A 20,529-nucleotide genomic window follows, 5' to 3' on the forward strand; every position below is an offset into this window, starting at 1 on the left:
AGACTCCAGACCATGCCCAATATGGCCCAACTTCGCGAGCGCGTGATCGAGGTGCTGCACACCAGCCCGGTGTTTGGCCGGCTGGACACCCACGTGCTGCACGAAATGGCCGACGTGATGGAAATGCAAAGCGCCTCCGGCGGCAACATGGTGCTGCGCGAGGGCGATCCATCTGACAGCATGCTGTTCCTGATCAGCGGGCGGCTGCGGGTGTCGCGCCGCGACCGCGACGGCAGCCTGCTGCTCTACAACGAAATCCTGCCGGGTGAGAGCATCGGCGAAGTCGGCATGATCCTGCAGCAGTCGCGCACGGCTGACGTGACGGCGGTGCGCGACTCGGTGTTTGCGGTGCTGAACCGTGCCCACTTCGAAATCCTGCTGCAGCGCCATCCGCTGGCGCTGAATCGGGTGTTCGTGCAAGCCATCTACAACCACCTGCGCCATACCGCCAAGGTGACCGAGCGGCACCACGCGCAGTCCTTCGTGGTGGTTCCCCTGCAGGGCGCCGCCGGTGCCACCGAGGTGGCGCGCGGCTTGGCCGAGTCCTTTGCCAAGTTTGGCAAAGTGCGCCACCTGGCACTGGGACAAGGCGCCGAGGAAGTCATGGCGCAGGGCAACCACGACGAGCTGGAAGCCCAGTTCGACTTTCTGGTCTATGAGGCCGAGCCCAGCGCGTCCGACTGGACGCGCCAAGCCTTCCGCCAGGCGGACCAGGTGGTGTTCGTCTCTGCCGCTGGCGCGGACACCGTGCTCAACGAGCTGGAGCAACAGCTCAGCCGCGAGCCGGGCTTTCCCATGAAGCGCAAGCACCTGGTGGTGCTGCACGATGGCCAGGCCAAGAAACCCGAGATCACCGGCCCCTGGAAGACCGGACGTGAGCTGGAGCGTGTCTATCCGGTGCGCAGGGGCTACGATGCCGACTTCGCCCGCGTGGCCCGTTTCCTGACCGGCAACGCCGTGGGCGTGGTATTGGGCGGCGGAGGCGCGCGCGGGTTTGCCCATCTGGGCGTGCTGCGGGCACTGCATGAGTGTGGCATCCCGGTGGACCTGGTGGGCGGCAACAGCATGGGCGCGTTGATTGGCGCCCAATACTGCTACGGCCTGTCGCTGCAAGAAATCCGCGAACAGACGCAGCGTTTCGCTGCTGGCGGCGAGCGGCCCACGCTGCCGCTGATCTCGCTGGTGTCGGGCCGCCGGGTGGAGCGCGACCTGCGCCGCATGTTCGGCGACGTGGCCGTGGACGGCATGTGGCTGCCCTACTTCGCCGCTGCCTGCAACCTCACCAAGGGCTGCACCACGGTGCAAGACGCCGGCCCGCTGTGGCGCGCTGTGCTGGCCAGCAACTCGCCGGCCGGCCTGTTTCCGCCGGTACTGCAGCAGGGCGAGTTGCTGGTGGATGGCGCCATATTGGAAAACGTGCCGGTGGACGCGATGCGCATGCGCCTGGGCACGCCCCTGGAAAAGCGCCGCGGCAACGGCACCATCATCGCCATCGACGTCGACGTGCGCGAGGACCTGGGAGCCGATCCCAGCCTGACGCGGCTGTCGGTGTGGAGCACCATCAAGGGCTATTTTTCGCCGGATTCGCACCCTTCACCCGGCATTGGCGACATCCTGTACCGCGCCGGCCACATCGGTGGTCTGAACCAGCGCGGGCGCACCATCGCGCAAGCTGACCATTACCTGGAGCCGCCGGTGGGTGAGTTCTCACTGATGGGCTACCGCCATGCGACGGACATCGCCGAGGTCGGCTACCGCTACGCGATGGAAAAAATCCGCCAATGGGATCCGCAGACACTGCCGCGCTAAGCCAGCGCAGTCTGCCACTGTCCCTGAGTCAGCGCGAGGTATGGCTGGACCAGCGGGCCTGGCCGGGCAGCCCGCATCTGAACATCGGCGGCGGCGCCTTTCTGGAAGGCCCGCTCGACTTGCCGCTGTTTCGCGAGGCGCTGCGCCATCTGGTGGCGCAAAGCGAGGCGCTGCGGCTGGCACCCTTGGCCGACGGCACCCAATACCTGTTGCCCACTGTGGAGCCTGCGCTTGAACTGGTGGACCTGAGCGCCACGCCCGACCCGCGCCAGGCCATGCGCGACTGGTGGCACGCACGCATTCGCGAACCCTTCACGCTCAACGGCCAGCCGTTGTGGCGCTTCACCCTGCTGCGCGCCAGCGACACGCTGCACGGGCTGACCATCCAGTTTCACCACCTGGTGATGGACGGCTGGGGCACCTCGCGCGTGATGCAGCGCTGGAGCGACATCTACAACCAATTGCGCCAGGGCCAGCAACCGGTACCGCTGGCCGACCCCGGCTACCTGCAGTTCGTGGAAGAGTCCCGCGCCTACCGCGATTCGGAAGCCTTCGAGCGCGACGCCGCGTTCTGGCGCGCACAGCTGCCCGAGTTGCCAGTCCCGTTGTTTGACCGCCGCTACGCCGCCGTCAAGCCGCAAACCCTGCCGGCCGCGCGCATGGCGTTGCACCGCATCCTGCGCGCCGACTATGACGCGTTGAGCCAGCATGCCACCGGCCAAGGTACCTCGCCCTTCAATTATTTCCTGGCGGCGATCGCGGTCTATTTCGCCCGCACCTGCAACCGCCAGGACATCGTGGTGGGGGTGCCCAGCCTGAACCGGGGCGGGCGGCGCTACAAGGAAACCCTGGGCATGTTCGTGGGCGTCATTCCCATCCATGTGAGGCTGCCGGCGAAGATGAACGTGACCGAGCTGCTGGGCACCGTCGCGGTGGCGATGCGCGGCGCGCTGCGTCACCCGCGCTACCCCTTGAGCGAACTCGGCCGCGACCTGCAGATGATCCGCCACAGCCGCGACGGATTATTCGACGTGCTGCTGTCCTTCGAGCGGCAGGATTACGCCGTGTCGTTCGGCGATGCCCACCTGATGGACTCGCGCCAGCTGTTCTCCGGCACTTCGCGCTTCCCACTGGGGGTTACGGTGTGCGAATTCCACCCGCAGCAAGACCTGGAGCTGGCGCTGGAAGGCAGCAGCGCCTGCTTCGCCGCCGAAGAGGTGGACCTGCTGGGCCGCCGCCTGTGGCATCTGGTGCAGACCATGATGCACCAGCCCGATGCCCGCGTGGCCGACCTGCCTATCGTGCCGCCAGAAGAACACTGGGCACTGACCCAAGGCCTGCACAAGGACGTGGCGCGCCACGACGTCACCCGGCCCTTCATTTCGCTGTTCGAGCACCAGGCAGCCTTGCGCCCCGAAGCGGTGGCGCTGGTGTGGGACGGCGGCAGCGCGGACTACGCCGAGTTGGACGCCCGCGCCAACCACCTGGCACACCGCCTGGTGGCGCTGGGCGCCGGCACCGACCGCGTGGTGGCGGTGGCGATGTCACGCTCGCCCGAAATGGTGCTGGCGCTGCTGGCGGCCAACAAGGCCGGCGCCGCCTTCCTGCCGCTGGACATTGACGCCCCGCTGCCCCGGCTGGCCGACGTGTTGGCGCAAAGCGGCGCCATGGCCCTGCTGGTGCAGCCTGAGCAGCACGAGCGGCTGGGTGCGCTGCACAAGCAGGTGCTGGTGCTGGGATGGGAAGACAGCCATTCAGCACCCCGGCAGTTCGCGCCGCCGACGGCACCGTCACCCCAAGACCTGGCCTATGTGCTGTTCACCTCCGGGTCTACCGGACGGCCTAAAGGCGTGCAGGTGGAGCATGCCGCGCTGGCCCGTCGCCTGGCCTGGCTGTCGCGCGCCTATGCGGCCGACTGGCGCGACCGCTCGGCCCAGGCCACGCAACTGACCTTCGACCCCTCGCTGATCGAGTTGTGCCTGCCGCTGATCCACGGTGGCAGCGTGGCGCTGGCGCCGCCCGGGCGGCTGCTACCGGAGTCGCTGGCCGACTTCGCGCTGCGCCACGGCGTCACCATCATGGCCTTCGTGCCCTCCACCCTCAGCCGTTTCCTGGATGCCGCCGCCGGCATGCCGGGGTTGAAGCTGCGCGTGGCCTGCTGCGGCGGCGAGGTGCTGGCGCCCGAATTGGCCAACCGTTTCCTGCGCGAGACCGGTGCGCGGCTGTTCAATGTCTATGGCCCCACCGAGGCCACCATCTTTGCCACCGCCTGGGAGTGCGAACACAGCCCGGCCGACGTTGCCTTGCCGCTGGGCCGGCCAGTAGACGACACCCGCATCTACGTGCTGGACGAGCAGCGCCAGTTGCTGCCCTTCGGCGTCGCCGGCGACATCTACATCGGTGGCGATGCGCTGGCGCGCGGCTACCTGGGTCGCCCCGAACTGGACGCCCAGGTTTTCGTGGAAGACCCGTTCCGACCGGGTGACCGCGTGTACAGCACGGGCGACCGCGGCTGGCTGGGCAGCGAGGGCAACCTGTATTTCGTTGGCCGCTCGGACCGCCAGATCAAACTGCGCGGCTACCGCATCGAGCTGGGCGAGATCGAGAGCGCGCTGCTGGCGGTGGAGGGCGTCAGCGCCGCCGCCGCCAAGCTGGTGGAACGCAACGGCAAGGCACAGATCCACGCCTGGGCCAGCGTGGTCGGCGGCCACAATGCCGACAGCCTGCAGCGCGTCCTGCGCGCGCGCCTGCCTGACTACATGATCCCAGCGGCCATCTCGGTGCTGCCCAACCTGCCGGCCACCGCCGTGGGGAAGATCGATTACGACGCGCTGGTGCAGATTGACGCTGCCGGCGCCGCCGCCCATGCGCGCGGACCGAGCACGCCATTGGAAGCCGACCTGCTGGCGTTGTGGCGCGAGGCACTGGAAGGCCAAGAGCTGACCGTGCTGGACAATTTCTTTGACCTGGGCGGCGATTCGCTGGCGGCCGTCGGTATCCTGACCGGCATTGAAAAGCTGCTGGGCCGCAAGGTGCCCATGTACCTGATCGCCGAGCACCCCACGGTGGAGCGGCTGGCACTGGCGCTGGGCGAAGCGCAACCCCAGATCCCCGGCCTGATGCTGGAACTCAGCCAGGACAGCGGCCGTATCCCGCTGTACCTGGCCGCCTCCGGCCATGGCGATCTGCTGCGCTTCCAGAACCTGGCGCGCGTGCTGGGCCCGGCCTGCGACGTGCACATGCTGCAGCCGCCCACCGACACCACCATGCGGTCCATCACCGAACTGGCCGCACGCTATGCCGACTGCATCGCGGCGCATGGCCGGGTGGCTGGCTATGTGGCCGGTTTCTCGGTCGGCGGCATCGCCGCCCTGGAGACTGCACGGGTGCTGCAGCAGCGCGGCGTGCCCTTGCGCGGCCTGGTGCTGGTGGACACCATCTACCCCAAGGCGGTGCTGGGCGGCACCACCTCCTGGCGCGTGCTGGGCTGGCTGGTGCGCAAGCTGCGCGTGCAGGACCTGAGCATGAACGGGCGCCGCCTGGGCGCCATGTTCAACGACCCCGGCCTGGTCGGGCAGGTGATGGCGCTGTCAGGCTACCGCCCGGCCGAATACGCCGGCGCCACGCTGCTGATCAAGTCTTCCGGGTTGACCACCTGGGACCGCTGGTTCTTCCGTCCATGGCGGCGATTGATGGGCGCCAGCCTGAGCGAGGCGCAGGTGCCAGGCCTGCATGGTTCCATCTTTGAGCCCAGCAATGTCGGCGCGCTGGCGCAGACACTGACGCAGCGCTTCGAAGTGCTGCCTTGACGCACCTGGCCAGCACAGCCATGGCTTCCAGCAACGAACACCACAGCCTGCGCTGGCGACTGGCGATCCTGGCGCTGCTGGTGCTGGCCTTGCTGGCGTTGGCGGTGGCCTGGAGCGCCACGCCCCTGCGCGCCTGGCTGGACATCGACTTCATCGTCTCCAGGCTGCAACAGTTGGGCCAGGCGTTCGGGCCGGTGGCTGCCGTTGCCGGTTTCACCGTCGCCGTGGCGCTGGCCGTGCCGCTGGTGTTTCTGACACTGGTGACTATGGTCGCCTTTGGCCCCTGGGCCGGTTTTACCTACACCCTCATTGGCGCGCTGCTGGGCGCCACCATCAGCTACACCGTGGGCATGACGCTGGGCCGGGTGGCGGTGCAGCGCTTGGGCGGCGAACGCGTGCAGGCGGTGAACCGCGCGCTGGCGCGGCACGGGCTGCTGGCGGTGGTGGCCGTGCGCCTGGTACCGGTGGCGCCGTTTGCCATCGTCAACATGGTGGCAGGGGCCTCGCACATCCGCCTGCGCGACCTGCTGCTGGGCAGCGCCATCGGCATCATGCCGTTCACGGTGGCCGCCATGGTGTTCATGCCGCAGATGATCGCGGCGCTGAAACAGCCCAGTTCCACCACCTTCCTGTTCCTCGCCATCACGGTGGCGCTGATTGTGCTGGGCTCCTGGGGTCTGCGCCGCTGGCTGCGCAACATGCGCTAATATCAAAAACCACTGTCATGCTCAGGCCTTCCATGCCCCACCACAAGACCCTACCGGCACCGGCTTCCAACGTCCTGCGCGCCCTGGCGCTGGGATTGGGCGTGCTGCTGGCGCCGCTGGTGGCGCAGGCGGCGGACCCCAAGGCGGCCAAGTACTACGAAGACGCGCTAATACGCTACGAGAAAAAGGATCTGGACGGCGCCATCATCCAGCTGAAGAACGCGCTGCAGATTGACAAGGACATGCTGCCGGTGCAGATGCTGCTGGGCAGGGCCCTGCTGCAGAACGGCGATGTGCTGTCTGCCGAGGTGGCCTTGCAGGAGGCCTTGCGTCTGGGGGTCAACCGCGCCGAGGTCGTTATCCTGCTGGGCCAGGCCTACATCGCCCAAGGCAAGCACAAACTGATTTTCGAGCAGCAGCAGTTCACCCTGGTGGGTTTGCCGCCGGCCACTCAGGTGCAATTGCTGTGCCTGCGCTCGGCCGCCAGTTCGGACCTGGGCGATCTGCGCGGTGCCATGAAGGCGGTCAACGACGCGCGAGCCATAGATCCCAAGGCGCCGATCGTGTGGCTGGCCGAAGTGCCCATACGCATCCGCGAACGCCAGTTCAAGGAAGCCTTGGATGCAGCCGAACAGGCCATCACGTTGGCGCCTGACGCCGCCGAAGGCTGGTACCAGAAGGGCTCCGTCTTTCATGCCTCGGGCAATCTGCCCAACGCCATGGCGGCCTATGAGCGCGCGATCAAGCTCGATGGCAACCACCTGGAGGCCCGGGTCGCGCGCGCCGGCCTGCTGATTGATCTGGGCCGGCCTGCCGACGCCGTGAAAGACCTTGACGAGTTGTCGCGCATCGCGCCCAACGAGCCGCGCGCCGCCTATCTGCGCGCCTTGCTGGCCGAGCGCGACAACAAAAACGAAGTGGCGCGCGCTGCGCTGAGGGATGTGACCGGCCTGCTGGACCCGGTGCCGCAGGACTTCATTCGCTACCGTCCGCAACTGCTGATGCTCAACGGCCTGGCGCACTTCGGCCTGGGCGAACGGGAAAAGGCCAAGCAATACCTGGAGGCATTCCAGAAAAACCAGGCCAATACCCCTGCCTCCAAGCTGCTGGCGCAGATCTACCTGGGTGAGAGGAACGTGGACCGGGCCATTGAAGTGCTGGATGCTTACCTGCGGGCCCAGCCGGCGGATGGCCAGGCCATGACGCTGCTGGGCAATGCCCTGATCTCCAAAGGCCAAAACGCCAAGGCCGCCGCCCTGATGCAGCGGGCATTGCAAACCAGGGACCTGCCGCAATACCGCACTGTGTTGGGCATGAGCCTGTTGCGCAGCGGACAGACCAGCAGCGCCATTGCCGAGCTGGAGGCGGCGATCAAGGGCGACCCGAGCCAGACCCGGGCAGCGACCTCGTTGATCGCGCTCTACATTGACAGTGGCCAGTCCGCCAAGGCCATCCCACTGGCTGAGAACCTGGTCAAGCAGCAGCCGTCCAACCCCGAATTTCAGAACTACCTGGGCATGGCCAGGGGACGCGCTGGCAATGTCGCCGGCGCCACCGCGGCATTCAACGAGGCCACCAGGCTCAACCCCGCCTGGTCAGTGCCCAAGCTCAACCTGGCCCGGCTGGAAATCGCCACCAGGGCCTACGACGCGGCGGCCACGCGGCTGGACGCCATCCTGAAAGCCGACGACAAGAATGCCGAGGCCATGTTCGAGTTGGCCTCCCTGGCCGAACGCAAAGGCCAGTTGGCCGATGCGCAGCGCTGGCTGGAAAAAGCCAATGACCAGTCTGGCTCAAAAGAGATCCGTTGGGGGTTGGCGCTGTCGGATTTCCACCTGCGCTATGGCCGCCCGGCGCAGGCGCTGGAAGCCGCCAAGCGGGTGGCCGGCAAGGCACCTGAGGATTTGTCAGTGTTGATGGCCTATGCCCGCGCGCAATTGGCCAATGGCGACGTCATAGGTGCCAAGAGCAACCTCACCACGGCGACCAAGGTGGCAGACTACCAACCGCAGGCCCAGGTGCAGATTGCGCTGTTGCAGATGCGGGCCAACAACCCGGCCGGGGCCGCCTACAGCCTGGACAAGGCATTGTCCACCCAGGCCGACTACCTGCCCGCACAGGCGCTGATGACCGAGGTGGAATTGCGCCAGGGCGAGACGGAAAAAGCCGACAAACGGGCACGCGACATCGTCGCCAAGAACCCGGCCCGGGCCATAGGCTACACCCTGTTGGGCGACATCGCGCAGGCCAAAGGGCAATCGGCCGGCACCATCGACGCCTACCGCAAGGCTCACCAAGCCGAGCCGTCTACCGACACGTTTATCCGCCTGTTTCGCGCGCTGTCGCGCCAGGAAAGCGGCAAGGGCGCAGCGGCGCTGGCCGAACAGTGGTTGAAGAGCCACCCCAAGGATTTGGTCGGACAAAAGGCGCTGGCGGACCATTACGCCAGGAGCGGCAATTTCGGCCAGGCCAAGGCCGCCTACGAAGCGGTCGTGAAAATCGCCCCGGACGACGGCGAGGCGCTGAACAACCTCGCCAACACCTTGATTCGCCTGAAAAGCCCGGATGCCAGCAAAGTCGCTGAGCAGGCGGTGGCCAAGAGCCCCGGCAATGCCAATTTCATCGACACCTACGGATGGGCGCTGTATTTGGCTGGTCAAAACGACAGGGCTTTGCAATTGCTGCGCGACGCACGCCTGCGTGAGCCCGGCAACCCCGATATCCGCTACCATTTGGCGGTCCTGCTGGCGAAGTCCGGTCGAAAAACCGAGGCCAAGGAAGAGCTGGAGGCCGCGCTGAAGGCAGGAACCGGCTTTGAGAGCGCCGCAGAGGCCACGGCCTTGCTCAAATCGCTGAAATAACTTGTTCGCCATTTCAAAAGCCACCCGCCATAGAGGTTTGTCGGGTTTTCTTACAAATACCGCAATTCATTGAGGGGTCATCCGCCTAACCTGTTGATTAAAAAGGGAATGGTGTTGGTGGCATGAAAATCGCTTATTTGGTTTACATCGGTACAATTCAACCCTCTGGGTTAGATTGAGCCACCGCAAATTGAGGACAATGACCATGAAAACCACTCGCGCACTCCGAATCAGCCAAACACTGGCAGGTCTTGCATTGGCGGCACTGGGATCTTCGGCATTTGCCACCTCCACCTGGGATCTGGCCACTGCATGCGTGGGCTCGGCTGTTTCCGGCACCAACCTCGGCACCTCGGCGGCTTGCAGCAACACGACGTCCGGCGTCAGCACCAGCATCTATGGCTACTCGACGGGCACCATCGCCAGCCCGACCACCACCACCACTTTCGCCGCCTCGTCCATTTACACCTGGGGCAGCGCTGGTCTGGGCATTGTGGCTGCCAATGAAAACGCCGGCGACACCGGCCCGCACGCCGCCGACAATGCCAAAGGCACCGACGCGATGATGATCAAGTTCACCGGTGGTCCGGTCAGCTTGACGGGCGTCACCATTGGCTGGAACGGCACCGACAACAATACCACCAACAACAGCATCGTCTACAACGACTCCGACATCTCGGTGTTGGCCTATGTTGGTGGCGGCGCCAATCCGGCCACCCCCAGTGTGACCAGCGCCAGCCTGTCCACCCTGTTGGCCAACGGCTGGGCCCTGGTTTCCAACCTGACCAATGTCGGCTCCGCGAACCCCAACACGGGTGCTCTGAGCAGCACGGTGTATTCCAGCTACTGGCTGATCAGCGCCTACAGCAGTTCTTATGGCGGCGCCACCATCGACAGCAACATTGATGCCTTCAAGCTGCTGAGCGTGGCAGGTTGCACCAATGGCGACACCACCGCTGCCTGCAAGGCAACCCACGTGCCGGAGCCGGGCTCCCTGGCGTTGCTGGGTGCCGGCCTGTTTGGCATCGCGGCGATCCGCCGCCGCCGCAGCGCACAAGGCCTCTAAGACATTCGGTTGCTTCCACATCGGGAAGCACGACACTGAAAAAAAGCACCGGCAGCCCCGGTGCTTTTTTCATGGTGCCTTCGGTTGGCGCTGCAGCAGTTGCACGACAAATTTGGCGGGGATCGCGTAGCTGATGCCTGAAGGGTTGGTCAGCGCCGACTCCTTGGTCGATTTGACCAACACGGAATTGATCACTCCCAGCACCTCCCCCGTATCGGCATTCAGCATGGGTCCGCCGCTGTTGCCGGGATATGCGGTGGCATCGAGCTGAAAAATATCAAAGCTGCCGCCGCGCAGGCTGAGTATGGTCTTGGCGTCCAGCGACTGCGAAGTCGGCTTTGGGGGTGCGATGGCGGTGATGGACGAGATCATGCCCCGATGGGTGACCATGGAATAGCCCAGCACCCCGCCTATGGGGAAACCCATGAACAGCACCGACTGCCCCTCCCTGGCGGCGGCAGAATCCGCCAAAGGCAATGGCCGCGCGGGCGGACCGCTTATTTTCAGCAGCGCCAGGTCATGCGCCTTGTCAATGTCCTGCACCTGCGCTTGCCGGGTTTCCAGCTCGTTGTCTGGCCGGCGCACTTGCACCACCACGGACAGGTCCGGTGTGGCTTCGCTCGCGTCTGGCAACACATGGGCATTGGTGATCACCCAGCTGCCGTCCGCGACAACAAAGCCGGTGCCACGCAGCTTGAAACGCGGGCTGTCGGTGACCCTGAAAGTACCTACGATGACCACCGAGGGCTTGGCACGGGCGATGATGTCCGGCATGTCCGCTCTGCAAGCCAGCGGCAATGCCAGCAGGCCCAAGGCCCACACGCCGGTTTTCATGTGTCTTTTCCTCTCAGTCCCAACCATGCCTTGCGCAGCAAATGGGGCACCAGCAGACGCGCGGGCATCTTGATCCAGTGCGAATAGGCCAGCAAGACGACCACTGGCCATTGAGCAATCCATGAAGCGCCCTCGGACAAGGAGTCGATGGCTGCACGCCTCAGGCAAGCGCTCAACCAGCCACCAACGGCGGGCTCTGACGTGAACACGCCGCGTGCCGCCTCAACCGCGGCGCGTACCTGTGGCGCCACGCCCAACTCTGCGGCGCGGACCAGCAAGTGCTCTTTTGCAGCGGCGCCGCCGCAATGCTGCTCCGACAGCAGATACAGGTCGTACAGGTCGCGCAGCAGCTTGGTGGCGTCGCCTTCCTGCACCAGGTGAATGGCACAGTGGATGACGCGGTCCAGCGGGGCGAGCGAAAAAATGCCGGCCCTGATTTCCACCAGGCCGGGAAGCAGCAATTCCGTGCGCACGTGACAGCGCGATACGGGCGGATTGATGGCGTGGTGCAGGTCTACCGTGGTGTTGCGCCGAACATGCGTCATCGGCGGCAGCTCATGCATCCAGTTGCGGTAGTAGGCGACGTCATAGGCGCTCAGTTCGCTCGGCTTCCACCCGACCGCGATCAGGGAAACTTCCACGCTGGCCAACGCCGCCTTGGGAACCAGCACGTCCACGTCGGAGAAATTGCGGCCGGGGGCATTCGCGTCACCGCACAAGGCGTACGCGCAGCCCTTGAGCAGCACCAGCGGCACGCCAGGCTCCACCACCCGGCGCAGGCCCTGCACTTCCCACTGGGCCGCCTGCGCACGTCGTTCCGAGTTCAGCATCGCCAGCGCCAGGTGGCGCTGCGCCGCCGCTGGCACAACGTCGCCCTGGCCGGCACGCGCCAACCGCTCGGCCAACTGGCCCAACATCTGCAAGCGGCGGCCCTGCGCCATGACGGCGCTCCATTCCGCGCCGGACAAGCCAGACGCGCCGGTGGGCGTGCGCAGCAGCGCGATCAGTCCAGCGGCCGGCACGTCTCGTCTATCCACTGGGTGATGGAAGCCAGGTCGCCGTACTCCACGGCATAGCATTGGGCGTGCTCCATGGCCCGGGCCAAGGCCTCGAAACCGGCGGCACCCAGCAAGCCCACGTTGAAAGTGTTGCTCATCAGTTCGGACAAGGCAGCCCCACGGGACAAGGGCTCGTAGCCCAACTCCACGCCCTGCACAAAGCGGGGAAAAACCACGTAGCCGATTGGCGCCGGCACCAGCGGCGCGCACACAGCCGAGTGGGGGGGCCGAACGTAGGCGATGGCGCCCTTGTGCGTATCGTCCACCGGTTCGGTGAGATCGGCGCCTGGAAAGGCCTGGCTGATCACCTCAATGGAGCGCCCCTTCAGGCTGATGGGCCTGGGCACGGGTTGCACGCAGCCATCTGCCTGCGAGACGATGGTCAGCTCATCGGAAAACAGCCGCCAATCGCTCAGGGACAATGCCGCGCACAGAGTGCTCTTGCCAGAGCCTGGCGCGCCCGGCAGCACCAGGGCCCGCCCATTGCGCTCCACCACGGCGGAGTGGATGACGGTGTGCATGCCGCTGGCGCTGGCCACACACCAGTTCAGGCCCCATTCGAACAGCGGGTGCGCCTGGGCCAGGGGAAGCGCGGGGTAGGGCTGGTTGCCGTCCCAATCAAACTCCACTTGCCAGGACTTCCATGGCCAATCCCGCTGCTTCACCAGCCGGATCTGCATGTCGTGAAAGCCTTCCGGGTGAAGGCTGGCATCGTAGTCCTGGTAAAGCAGCCGCAGGGGCTTGGCCAGCACGCCGGTGTCTGAGCGCACCAGGCAGCGAAAGGAACTCACCGCCAGACTCAGGCCGTCACCGCGCAGCGCCTCCTCGATCTCCGCCTGGGAGAACCTGGCAAGCCTGCTGGAGTGCGCTGCGCCATGAGTCCGGTCCGATGTCATTGACCGGATTGTCGCTCAAGCCACCGATGCGCCCAGCTTGGCCAGCATGGTGGTCAACTCAGAAGCCGACGCATCAACCACGGACTCAGCAACCACCGCAGATGGGGAACCGTTGAACGCGTCAGCAGACTCGCTGGCTGGGACTTGCAGATCAGTCCATTGTTCGGCGCGGCAAAGCAGCATGTCCCCAGATGCGGGAACGAACAGCACGGACAATTCTTCCCCGGGGAAGGTCACACCCACCACATCGCCACGGCGCACGGCCACCAGCGATGGTGATTGGCCAGGCATGGACGGCAGCGGCGCCGCAGGCATCAAGCCCAGGTCTGGTTCAGGAAGGTCTTGATCTGCGAAGCAGTTAGAACCGGGCCGCCCACCACCAATTGGCCGGTCTGCCACAGGCGGATAACGTCTGCGGTGGTCAGCGCATAGTTGCCACCCATGCTCGCGGCGTTCAGATAGGCGGCGCACAGGTGCCACTTGGCATCGGTGTTGACATTGCCGGCCAGCAGCACCTGGCTGAAGGTGCGGGTATCGGTGCCGCCGAGGACGGCGTTGCATTTGGTGCCCGAGCCCCAGCCGGTGGCTGTGGAAGGGATACCCTTGAACGTGCTCCAGCCCGACGACCAGTAACGTTTGACGTTGTTGTAATCGAAAATGCTGTAGAAGGGCTTGACGCTGGTCGGCCAATTCCATTGGAAGACATTGGCGCTCGGACCGCAATTGGGCGTCCACCCGCCGGGCGAATAGCCCAGGGGATGGGAATTGACGGTGTGCGACGTGCCCACACAGGTGCCATTGGGCGCCATGGAGGCCCATGCCAAGGGAGACAAGCCGCTGCAAGTCGTGGTGGCCATGGCCGACCGCCCGGTGACAGCCAGCACCACCGGGGCGCTTGCCAGGCCAGCACGCAACAAACGGCGGCGCCCCAGCTTGACCTGAGGCAAAACGTCCTGCGGGGTGGACGGGGTGTCGGAGTTTGATCGATTGGTCATGGGTTTCACCGTTTAAGGTCAACTGCAGTCAATTCATGCAAGAATTGGACCAAGTTCAATACTGGCTATAAGCTTTTGATTTCAAATCAAATATTCAGCCAGGCGACAAGTCGACCGAGAAATTCACCTTCATTTGTAAATTTTCCCGACACTTCAACCGAGCCTGGGGCCACCAGGGATTTTAGAGGCTCTTGCGCAAGTTTTCCACTTCCGCCTGCGCCGGAAACTTATCGCCCAACTTGGCCAGGTCGTCCAACTCCTTGCGCGCCAGGTCCTTTTTGCCGCCCTTGATATGGATTCTGGCCAGGTTCAGCTTGAAAAGCGTGTTCTGGGGTTGGGCGGCAACGGCCTTTTGTTGCCACTCCAAAGCTTTGGCGTAGTCGTTCTTGTCAGAGTACAGCATGGCCATGGTGTCCATGAATGCCGGCTCGGCGGGCACCAGCAAAAGGGCCGTCTCCGCATAGCCCACGGCGGCTTCCTTGTTCAGCTTGCCGGCGACCCAGGCCAGGTTGTTGAAGGCCATGGCGTTGGTAGGCTGCATCTTGGTGACCGCCAGGTAGTATTTTTCGGCGCCGGCGTAGTCCTTGCGCGCCACGGCCAAATCACCCAGGTAAAACTTGAGCGTGGCATCGTTGGGGTGGTCTTTCACCTGGGTGGCCAGAAACTTGTCGGCCTCGGCGGTCTTGCCAGAAGCCATCAGCGCCCCATGCAGCTTGGGGACAAGCACCGGCATGTCCGCTTCCTTCAAGCCCGCCCGGTACGCGGTAATCGCGTCATCCCATTTGCGCTGGGCCATTGCAATTTCGCCTTCCAGCGCGTAGCCCACGGGTTCCTTGGGCCGTTGCTTCTGCACGGCACGGGCCACCGCCACGGCCTCTGGGTACTTCTTGGCCTCCACGCTGAGCATGATCAGGCCGCGCTGGGCTTCCAGCAGATCGGCCTTGACCTCCAGGGCCTTGCGCAGGCTTTGTGCGGCCTTGTCCGGGCTCTTGAGTTGCATGTAGACGTCAGCCAGACGCAGATACGGCTTGGGCGACGAAGGCTGCAAGGCGGCCACCTTGTTGAAGGTGGTGATCGCCTGATTGGAGTCCCCAGACAGCAACTGCACCCTGCCCAGGGCATCCAGCACATCGGCATTTTCGGGCAAGGCAGCAGCCGCGTTCTGCGCCGTCGACAGTGCCTGGCGGGTATCCTTGTTGCCCAGATAGAAGTCGATCAGCAGCAGGCGCGGCGCCGCATCGCCCGGATTGGCGTTGACGGCGTTGTTGAGCAGCGTGGCCACCTCTTCCTTGGGGGCGCCGCTGCGCAACGCCAATTCAGCCAGGGCCAGCAGTGCCTGGCCATTCTTGGGGTTCTTGGCCAGCACGGCCTCAAAGCGCTTCTTGGCCTCGGCTGGCTTCTTGTCGGCCATGTCCAACGCGGCGAGGCTGGCAACAGCGGGGAAATAGGTGGGGTCAATCACCAGCGCCTGCTCAAAGCTCTTGCGGGCGCCGGCAATATCTCCCTTGGCCAGCAAGGTCTTGCCGCGCAAATTGGCGGCCGCCGGCTTGCCAGGTTGCTTCTTCTCCAGGCCATCGATGGCCTTCAGTGCCTTGTCATACTCCTTGCGGCGCAGGTGCGCGCTGATCAGGGCCAGGTCTGCCGTGGTGCCGGTGTCGGCAGCCGCAATGTCCTGCAGCTCGCCGAAAGCCGTGTCTGAATTGCCCCCCATCAAGTGAACCAGCGCCAACGATGTGCGCTTCCTGCTGTCCTTGGGATCGAGTTTAGCGGCCTTGGCAAAGAATTCCTCGGCCTTTTTGGCGTCGCCATTTTGCAGATAGACCTCACCGGCAACCGAATAGATCTCGGGGTCCGGCACTTCCCGGCTCAAGGCTGGCGTCAGCGCCGTCATGGCCTTGGCCGGCTGCCCGGAGCGCAGGTAGGTCAAGATCAGCAGCCGGCGTGCCAGGTACAGGTCGGGAGCAGCCTGCACCGCCTTGCTCAGCAAGGTTTCGGCCTGCACCATCGAATTGAGCTGGAATTCAATGGCACCAGCGAGTTGCAATGCGCGCGGCTCATTGGGCACCACTTTCAGCAATTGCTGGGCCAGATCGCGCGCCAGCTTGAAGTCACGCCTCTGGTAGGCCAGCTGGGTCATGAAAAAGCGGGTCCGCGGATGGTTTGGAGCCACTTTTTTCAGCGCATCCAGCTGCTTGGCGGCATCGTCAAGTTTGTTTTGCGCCAACAGAATGGACAGGATGCCGGCATGGGCGGGCAGGTGGTCCGGCCGGATTTCCAGCACCTTGCGGTAGGCTGCCAAGGCATCCTCGGGCTGGCCCTTGGCGAAGTAAAGGATGTCGCCCTTGAGCTTCCAAGCCTCATAGTCATTGGGGGCTTTGGCGATGATGCCTTCTGCAGCAGCCATCGCGCTGTCAAAATCCTTGGCTGCAGCCTTGTGCCTGGCCTGCGCCAGCACCGCCGGCGGGAAGCCGGGCTGCGCCGCCAGAGCAGCCTCTATGGCGCTGTTGAACAAATCCACCTTGCCCTGGGCGGCATATGCGGCGGCCAGGCTGGTCTGCAGCTCAGCCTTGGCCATTGGCGAGGTCAACTCGGTCTTGCCAAACTCTTCGATCAATTTGGGGAGCTGGCCTTGTGCGACCAAGGCCCTGGCCAACAAGGGAACGACCGCATCGGCAGGGTGCTTCAATGCCAGCGCCTTGCGCAACTCCACTTCAGCGGCGCCGACATCGCCCATGTCCAGCAATGTCTTGCCGAGCAGGAAGCGACCCTCGGCGGAGTCGGGGTTCTTCTGCAGCGCATTCTTGATCTGGATGACCGCGGCCTTGTTGTCCTTCTTGGCCAGGTATTCCTTGGCAGAAGCCAGCATGGAGTCCGCCCCGCCGCCTGAGCAAGCCGCGAGAATCAGCGACAGGCACAGGCCGGACACGGTGAGGCCAAGGCCACGGGTGGTGTTTTTCATAGTGGTGCTGTCGTTTAGGTGATGGTGAGAGGCGTGCCTATTTGAGGCCCAGCCTGTGCATGAGATCGTACAGTGTGGGGCGGCTTACCCCCAGCAGTTCAGCCGCCTTCACGATGTTGCCGTTGACACGACCCAGCGCCGCGATGATGGCGTTTTTCTCGGCGGTGTCGCGAATGGTGCGCAAGTCAAGCGATTGGTCCAACTCCTGCGCCGCCTCGCTTTTCATGCCCAGATCCTGGGCCGTGATCTGGTTGCCATCGGCCATGATGACGGCACGCTTGATGCTGTTCTCAAGCTCCCGGATGTTGCCTGGCCAGAGATGCGCCTCGACAGCCCGCACCGCGTCCTCGCCCAGCGTCATGGCGCCGCGGTTCTGCTCCTGCGCGAAACGGCGCACGAACGCATGGGCCAGCAGCGCGGGGTCGCCCACGCGCGCGCGCAAGGGCGGAATGTTCACCACGATCTCGGCCAGGCGGTAATACAAATCCTCGCGGAATTTGCTGGCCTTGCTCAGCGCATCCAGGTCCTGGTGGGTGGCGCAAACAATGCGCACGTCCACCGGGATTTCCTGGCGCCCGCCTATGCGCTCAATGGTGCGCTCCTGCAGGAAGCGCAAGAGCTTGGCTTGCAGCGAAAACGGCAGGTCACCGATTTCGTCCAGCATCAGCGTGCCACCATTGGCGGTTTCTATCTTGCCCAGCGTGGTCTTGGCCGCGCCGGTGAAAGCGCCCTTTTCGTACCCGAACAGCTCGCTTTCCAGCAGATTTTCTGGAATGGCGGCGCAATTGATGGCGACGAACTTGCCGCCTTTGCGCGATGAAGCCTGGTGCAGGCCCCGCGCCAGCACCTCTTTGCCGGTGCCGCTTTCGCCCAGCAGCATCACGGTGGCACCGCTGCTGGCCACTTTCTCGATGGTGCGGCAGATGCGCAGCATCTCCGGGTCGCGCGTCATCAGGCCGGACAGGGCGTCGGGCTGGTAGAGCGACTGCAGCCGGCGGTTTTCGCGCTGCAGCTCCCACAGACGAAAGGCCCGCTCGACCGTCAGGTTCAACAACTCGGGCTCGAAGGGCTTGGCGAAGAAATCGTAGGCACCCAAGGCCACCGCGCGCAAGGCATTGGCCTGGTCGTTCTGGCCGGTCAACACAATAACCTTGGTGTCCGGGTCCACCGCTAGGATCTGCTCCAGCAGCTTGAAGCCCTCGGACACCGAGTCGGCGTCCGGCGGCAAGCCCAAATCCATGGTGACCACGGCCGGCACATGGCGGCGCAATTGCACCAGCGCGCTCTCACGGTCGTTGGCGGTGACGGAGTCGAACCGGTCGAGCGACCACTTGATCTGCTTTTGCAGCGCCAGATCGTCCTCGACGATCAGCAGTGAGCGGGGTTTCTCAGTGGTCATGCCGCGTGTGATACATGGATGTCAGATTCATTCTTTACTTCAAGCAGAGGCAGCAGTATTGTGACCGTGGTTCCCTTGTTCAGCTCGCTTTGCACCTCGATCTTGCCTCCCAATTCCTGCACATACTGGAAACTCTCGTAGGCGCCTATGCCCATGCCGGCCTGCTTGGTGGTCTGAAACGGCTTGAACAGTCGGTCACGGATGAACTCCTGGGACATGCCGTGTCCGGTGTCGCCCACCTCCACCCTGGCCCAACCGCTGGAGCGCTCCAGCTTCAACCAAACCCGGCCCGACGGATCAGTCGCATCAAACGCATTTTGCACGACATGGCCGACGATGCGCTCCAGCCGCTCCTCATGCCCGCGCGTGGTCACGCGCTCGCGCGCCCCCACCTCCAACACCCGGCCGCGCCCCTTGGCCACCGCCTCCACCCGGCCGACAATGGCGCTCAGGTCCACCCCCACCGCAGTGCCCGGCGGCGTGGCCCCCTCGCGCAATTGCAGCATCAGCTGGCGCATGCGCTCCAGGGAGTTCTCCACCGTCATCAGCATGTCCTGCTGGAATTCCGGGTTGTCGCGCAACCGTTGCGCATTCTTCATCATCAGCGACAGCTGTGTCACGATATTTTTAAGGTCGTGCACCACAAAGGCCGACATGCGGTTGAAGGCGTCGAACTTGCGCACTTCCAGCAGTTTTTCAGTGGCCTGCATCTGCGCCAGGTAGCTGGCGGCCTGGCGGCCGGCGGTCTTCAACAAGTCATTGACTTCCCAATTGACATCCATCTGCGTGCGCGCGCTGGCCAGCACCACGAAACCGATCAATTCGTCGCCGGCAATCAGTGGCAGCACCAGCCACGCCTGCTCCAGATCCTGCAACCACTGCGGCAATTGCAACTGACCATAGCGGCGACGAAAGGCGCGGTATTCCTCCAGGTTGATGACCCAGCCGCTGCTGGCCATGAACTGGCACAGAGGCGAATTGGCATCCTCCTTCGGGATCGTCTGCGCCATGTTCCAGCGCGCGGTCTGTGAAAACGCGGGCTCGTCGCGCATCTTCATCCATAAGGCACCGGCTGGGCTCTCCAGCATGTCGGCCAGGCCGCGCACGATCTGCAAGCCCATTTCCTGCGGCGTGGTGGTGGCCGTCGACAGGGTCTTGGTGAAGCGCAGCCACTCCTCCCGGTAGTCATAGCGGTAGCGGAAAAAATGCTTTCCCAGGAACACCCGCAACCTGGCGCGCACGGAGGCGGAGACCGCCAGCACCAGCGCCAGCACCAGCGCCAGGAACACCAGCCCCAGCTGCAGCGCGGGGCCCCACTCGCCACCGAAGATGCGCACGTAATAGCCCACCGCCGAGATGAACACCAGGTAGACGCCGGCGATCAGCAGTGTGGCGGAATGGAAAGCGGCCGTGCGCGACACCCTCACCCGGCCTATCCAGTCACGAGAGCCAGTGATGGACAGCAGCAGCAGCGGCACCATCAGCGCATGCACAGCGCCGCGTATGCCCAACGCGTCCGGGTCAAGCTTCTTGAACAGCACGGCCTGCGAATACAGATACAGGTCGAAAGCAAACGCGCCCAGCAGACCCAGGCAAAGCGGCTTGGCGTTCCAACGTGAATCTTCCTGCACATTGCGATAGACCTGCTCCAGCAACACCAAGGCAGCCAGCGGCAAGGCCATGGAACACAGCAGGGTCAGGCGCGCGGGGTTGCCCAACACATCGATCTGAAAATTGGCCAGGATCTGCGCGACCAGGCCCACCAGTACCAGCGAGCCCGCCACCGGCAGAAAGGCGGCCATGCTGGCCGGCAGATTGTGTTGACTGTTGTTGCTGCGAAACAACGTCAGCAGGAAGACAAACCATGCGCCATAGCGCAACAGGTCGGACAGCGCGCTCAGCGACAGTGCCATCTGGTCCGAGCGCAGCAGGTGGCCCAGGCCGAACCAGCCCCACAGCGCACTCAGGGCCACGGCGGCGAACACGGCGACAGAAGCCTCCTTGCGCGGTGCGCGCAGAAAGCCGAGCTGAAGCAGACGTAAGGCGAACAGGGAATACGCCAACCCGACCAGCCCGTAGCTCCAAGCCGTCAAAACCAGATTGCCGTTATTCATGGGTCAGCAGACGGGTTCGCAC

At 64.4% G+C, this 20,529-nt stretch carries 13 protein-coding genes; 5 read left to right on the top strand and 8 right to left on the bottom strand.

Annotated elements, in window-relative coordinates; all coding sequences use genetic code 11:
- Nucleotides 1–21: 21 nt before the first annotated feature.
- The 5 genes from AC1DX2_RS20355 to xdp1 all read left to right on the top strand — a co-directional run bounded on the left by AC1DX2_RS20355 (nt 22) and on the right by xdp1 (nt 10,252).
- Nucleotides 22–1,809, top strand: a complete 1,788-nt coding sequence (locus AC1DX2_RS20355; RefSeq protein WP_477198221.1) for a cyclic nucleotide-binding and patatin-like phospholipase domain-containing protein — start codon at nt 22–24, stop codon at nt 1,807–1,809.
- Nucleotides 1,782–5,618 carry a non-ribosomal peptide synthetase gene (locus AC1DX2_RS20360; protein WP_477198222.1) on the top strand — a complete coding sequence of 1,279 codons (3,837 nt, stop codon included), beginning with the start codon at nt 1,782–1,784 and terminating at the stop codon, nt 5,616–5,618. The genes AC1DX2_RS20355 and AC1DX2_RS20360 overlap by 28 nt, the downstream gene beginning before the upstream one ends.
- 20 nt (nt 5,619–5,638) lie before the next feature.
- Nucleotides 5,639–6,325: a TVP38/TMEM64 family protein gene (locus tag AC1DX2_RS20365; protein ID WP_477198223.1), complete on the top strand. Its 687-nt coding sequence runs from the start codon at nt 5,639–5,641 to the stop codon at nt 6,323–6,325.
- A 32-nt stretch (nt 6,326–6,357) separates the two neighbouring features.
- Nucleotides 6,358–9,186, top strand: a complete 2,829-nt coding sequence (gene prsT / locus AC1DX2_RS20370; RefSeq protein WP_477198224.1) for an XrtA/PEP-CTERM system TPR-repeat protein PrsT — start codon at nt 6,358–6,360, stop codon at nt 9,184–9,186.
- Nucleotides 9,187–9,391: 205 nt separating this feature from the next.
- Complete coding sequence (gene xdp1 / locus AC1DX2_RS20375) at nt 9,392–10,252, top strand: exosortase-dependent surface protein XDP1 (RefSeq protein WP_477198225.1); 861 nt, start codon at nt 9,392–9,394, stop codon at nt 10,250–10,252.
- A gap of 69 nt (nt 10,253–10,321) precedes the next feature.
- Here xdp1 and AC1DX2_RS20380 read toward each other — a convergent pair whose 3' ends face one another.
- The 8 genes from AC1DX2_RS20380 to prsK form a co-directional block, all read right to left on the bottom strand.
- Nucleotides 10,322–11,086, bottom strand: coding sequence for a S1C family serine protease (locus AC1DX2_RS20380; protein WP_477198226.1), 765 nt, complete (start codon nt 11,084–11,086; stop codon nt 10,322–10,324).
- Nucleotides 11,083–12,165 (bottom strand): nucleotidyltransferase family protein, encoded by a 1,083-nt coding sequence (locus AC1DX2_RS20385; protein ID WP_477198227.1) that lies wholly within the window; start codon nt 12,163–12,165, stop codon nt 11,083–11,085. Before AC1DX2_RS20385 ends, AC1DX2_RS20380 begins: the two co-directional genes overlap by 4 nt.
- Entirely contained in the window at nt 12,090–12,935 is an 846-nt protein-coding gene (locus tag AC1DX2_RS20390) for an HprK-related kinase A (protein ID WP_477198228.1), read from the bottom strand. The genes AC1DX2_RS20385 and AC1DX2_RS20390 overlap by 76 nt, the downstream gene beginning before the upstream one ends.
- A 120-nt stretch (nt 12,936–13,055) precedes the next feature.
- Complete coding sequence (locus AC1DX2_RS20395; RefSeq protein WP_477198229.1) at nt 13,056–13,358, bottom strand: hypothetical protein; 303 nt, start codon at nt 13,356–13,358, stop codon at nt 13,056–13,058.
- On the bottom strand, nt 13,355–14,035 hold the full coding sequence (locus AC1DX2_RS20400) for a hypothetical protein (protein WP_477198230.1): 681 nt from the start codon (nt 14,033–14,035) through the stop codon (nt 13,355–13,357). Before AC1DX2_RS20400 ends, AC1DX2_RS20395 begins: the two co-directional genes overlap by 4 nt.
- A 181-nt stretch (nt 14,036–14,216) precedes the next feature.
- Nucleotides 14,217–16,994 (bottom strand): XrtA/PEP-CTERM system TPR-repeat protein PrsT, encoded by a 2,778-nt coding sequence (gene prsT, locus AC1DX2_RS20405; RefSeq protein WP_477198231.1) that lies wholly within the window; start codon nt 16,992–16,994, stop codon nt 14,217–14,219.
- A gap of 37 nt (nt 16,995–17,031) precedes the next feature.
- On the bottom strand, nt 17,032–18,393 hold the full coding sequence (gene prsR, locus AC1DX2_RS20410; protein ID WP_477198232.1) for a PEP-CTERM-box response regulator transcription factor: 1,362 nt from the start codon (nt 18,391–18,393) through the stop codon (nt 17,032–17,034).
- A complete protein-coding gene (gene prsK / locus AC1DX2_RS20415; protein WP_477198233.1) occupies nt 18,390–20,507 on the bottom strand; it encodes an XrtA/PEP-CTERM system histidine kinase PrsK in 2,118 nt (705 codons plus the stop codon). The genes prsR and prsK overlap by 4 nt, the downstream gene beginning before the upstream one ends.
- Nucleotides 20,508–20,529 lie beyond the last annotated feature (22 nt).

The sequence above is a fragment of the Hylemonella sp. P2_B10 genome (genome assembly GCF_056404875.1).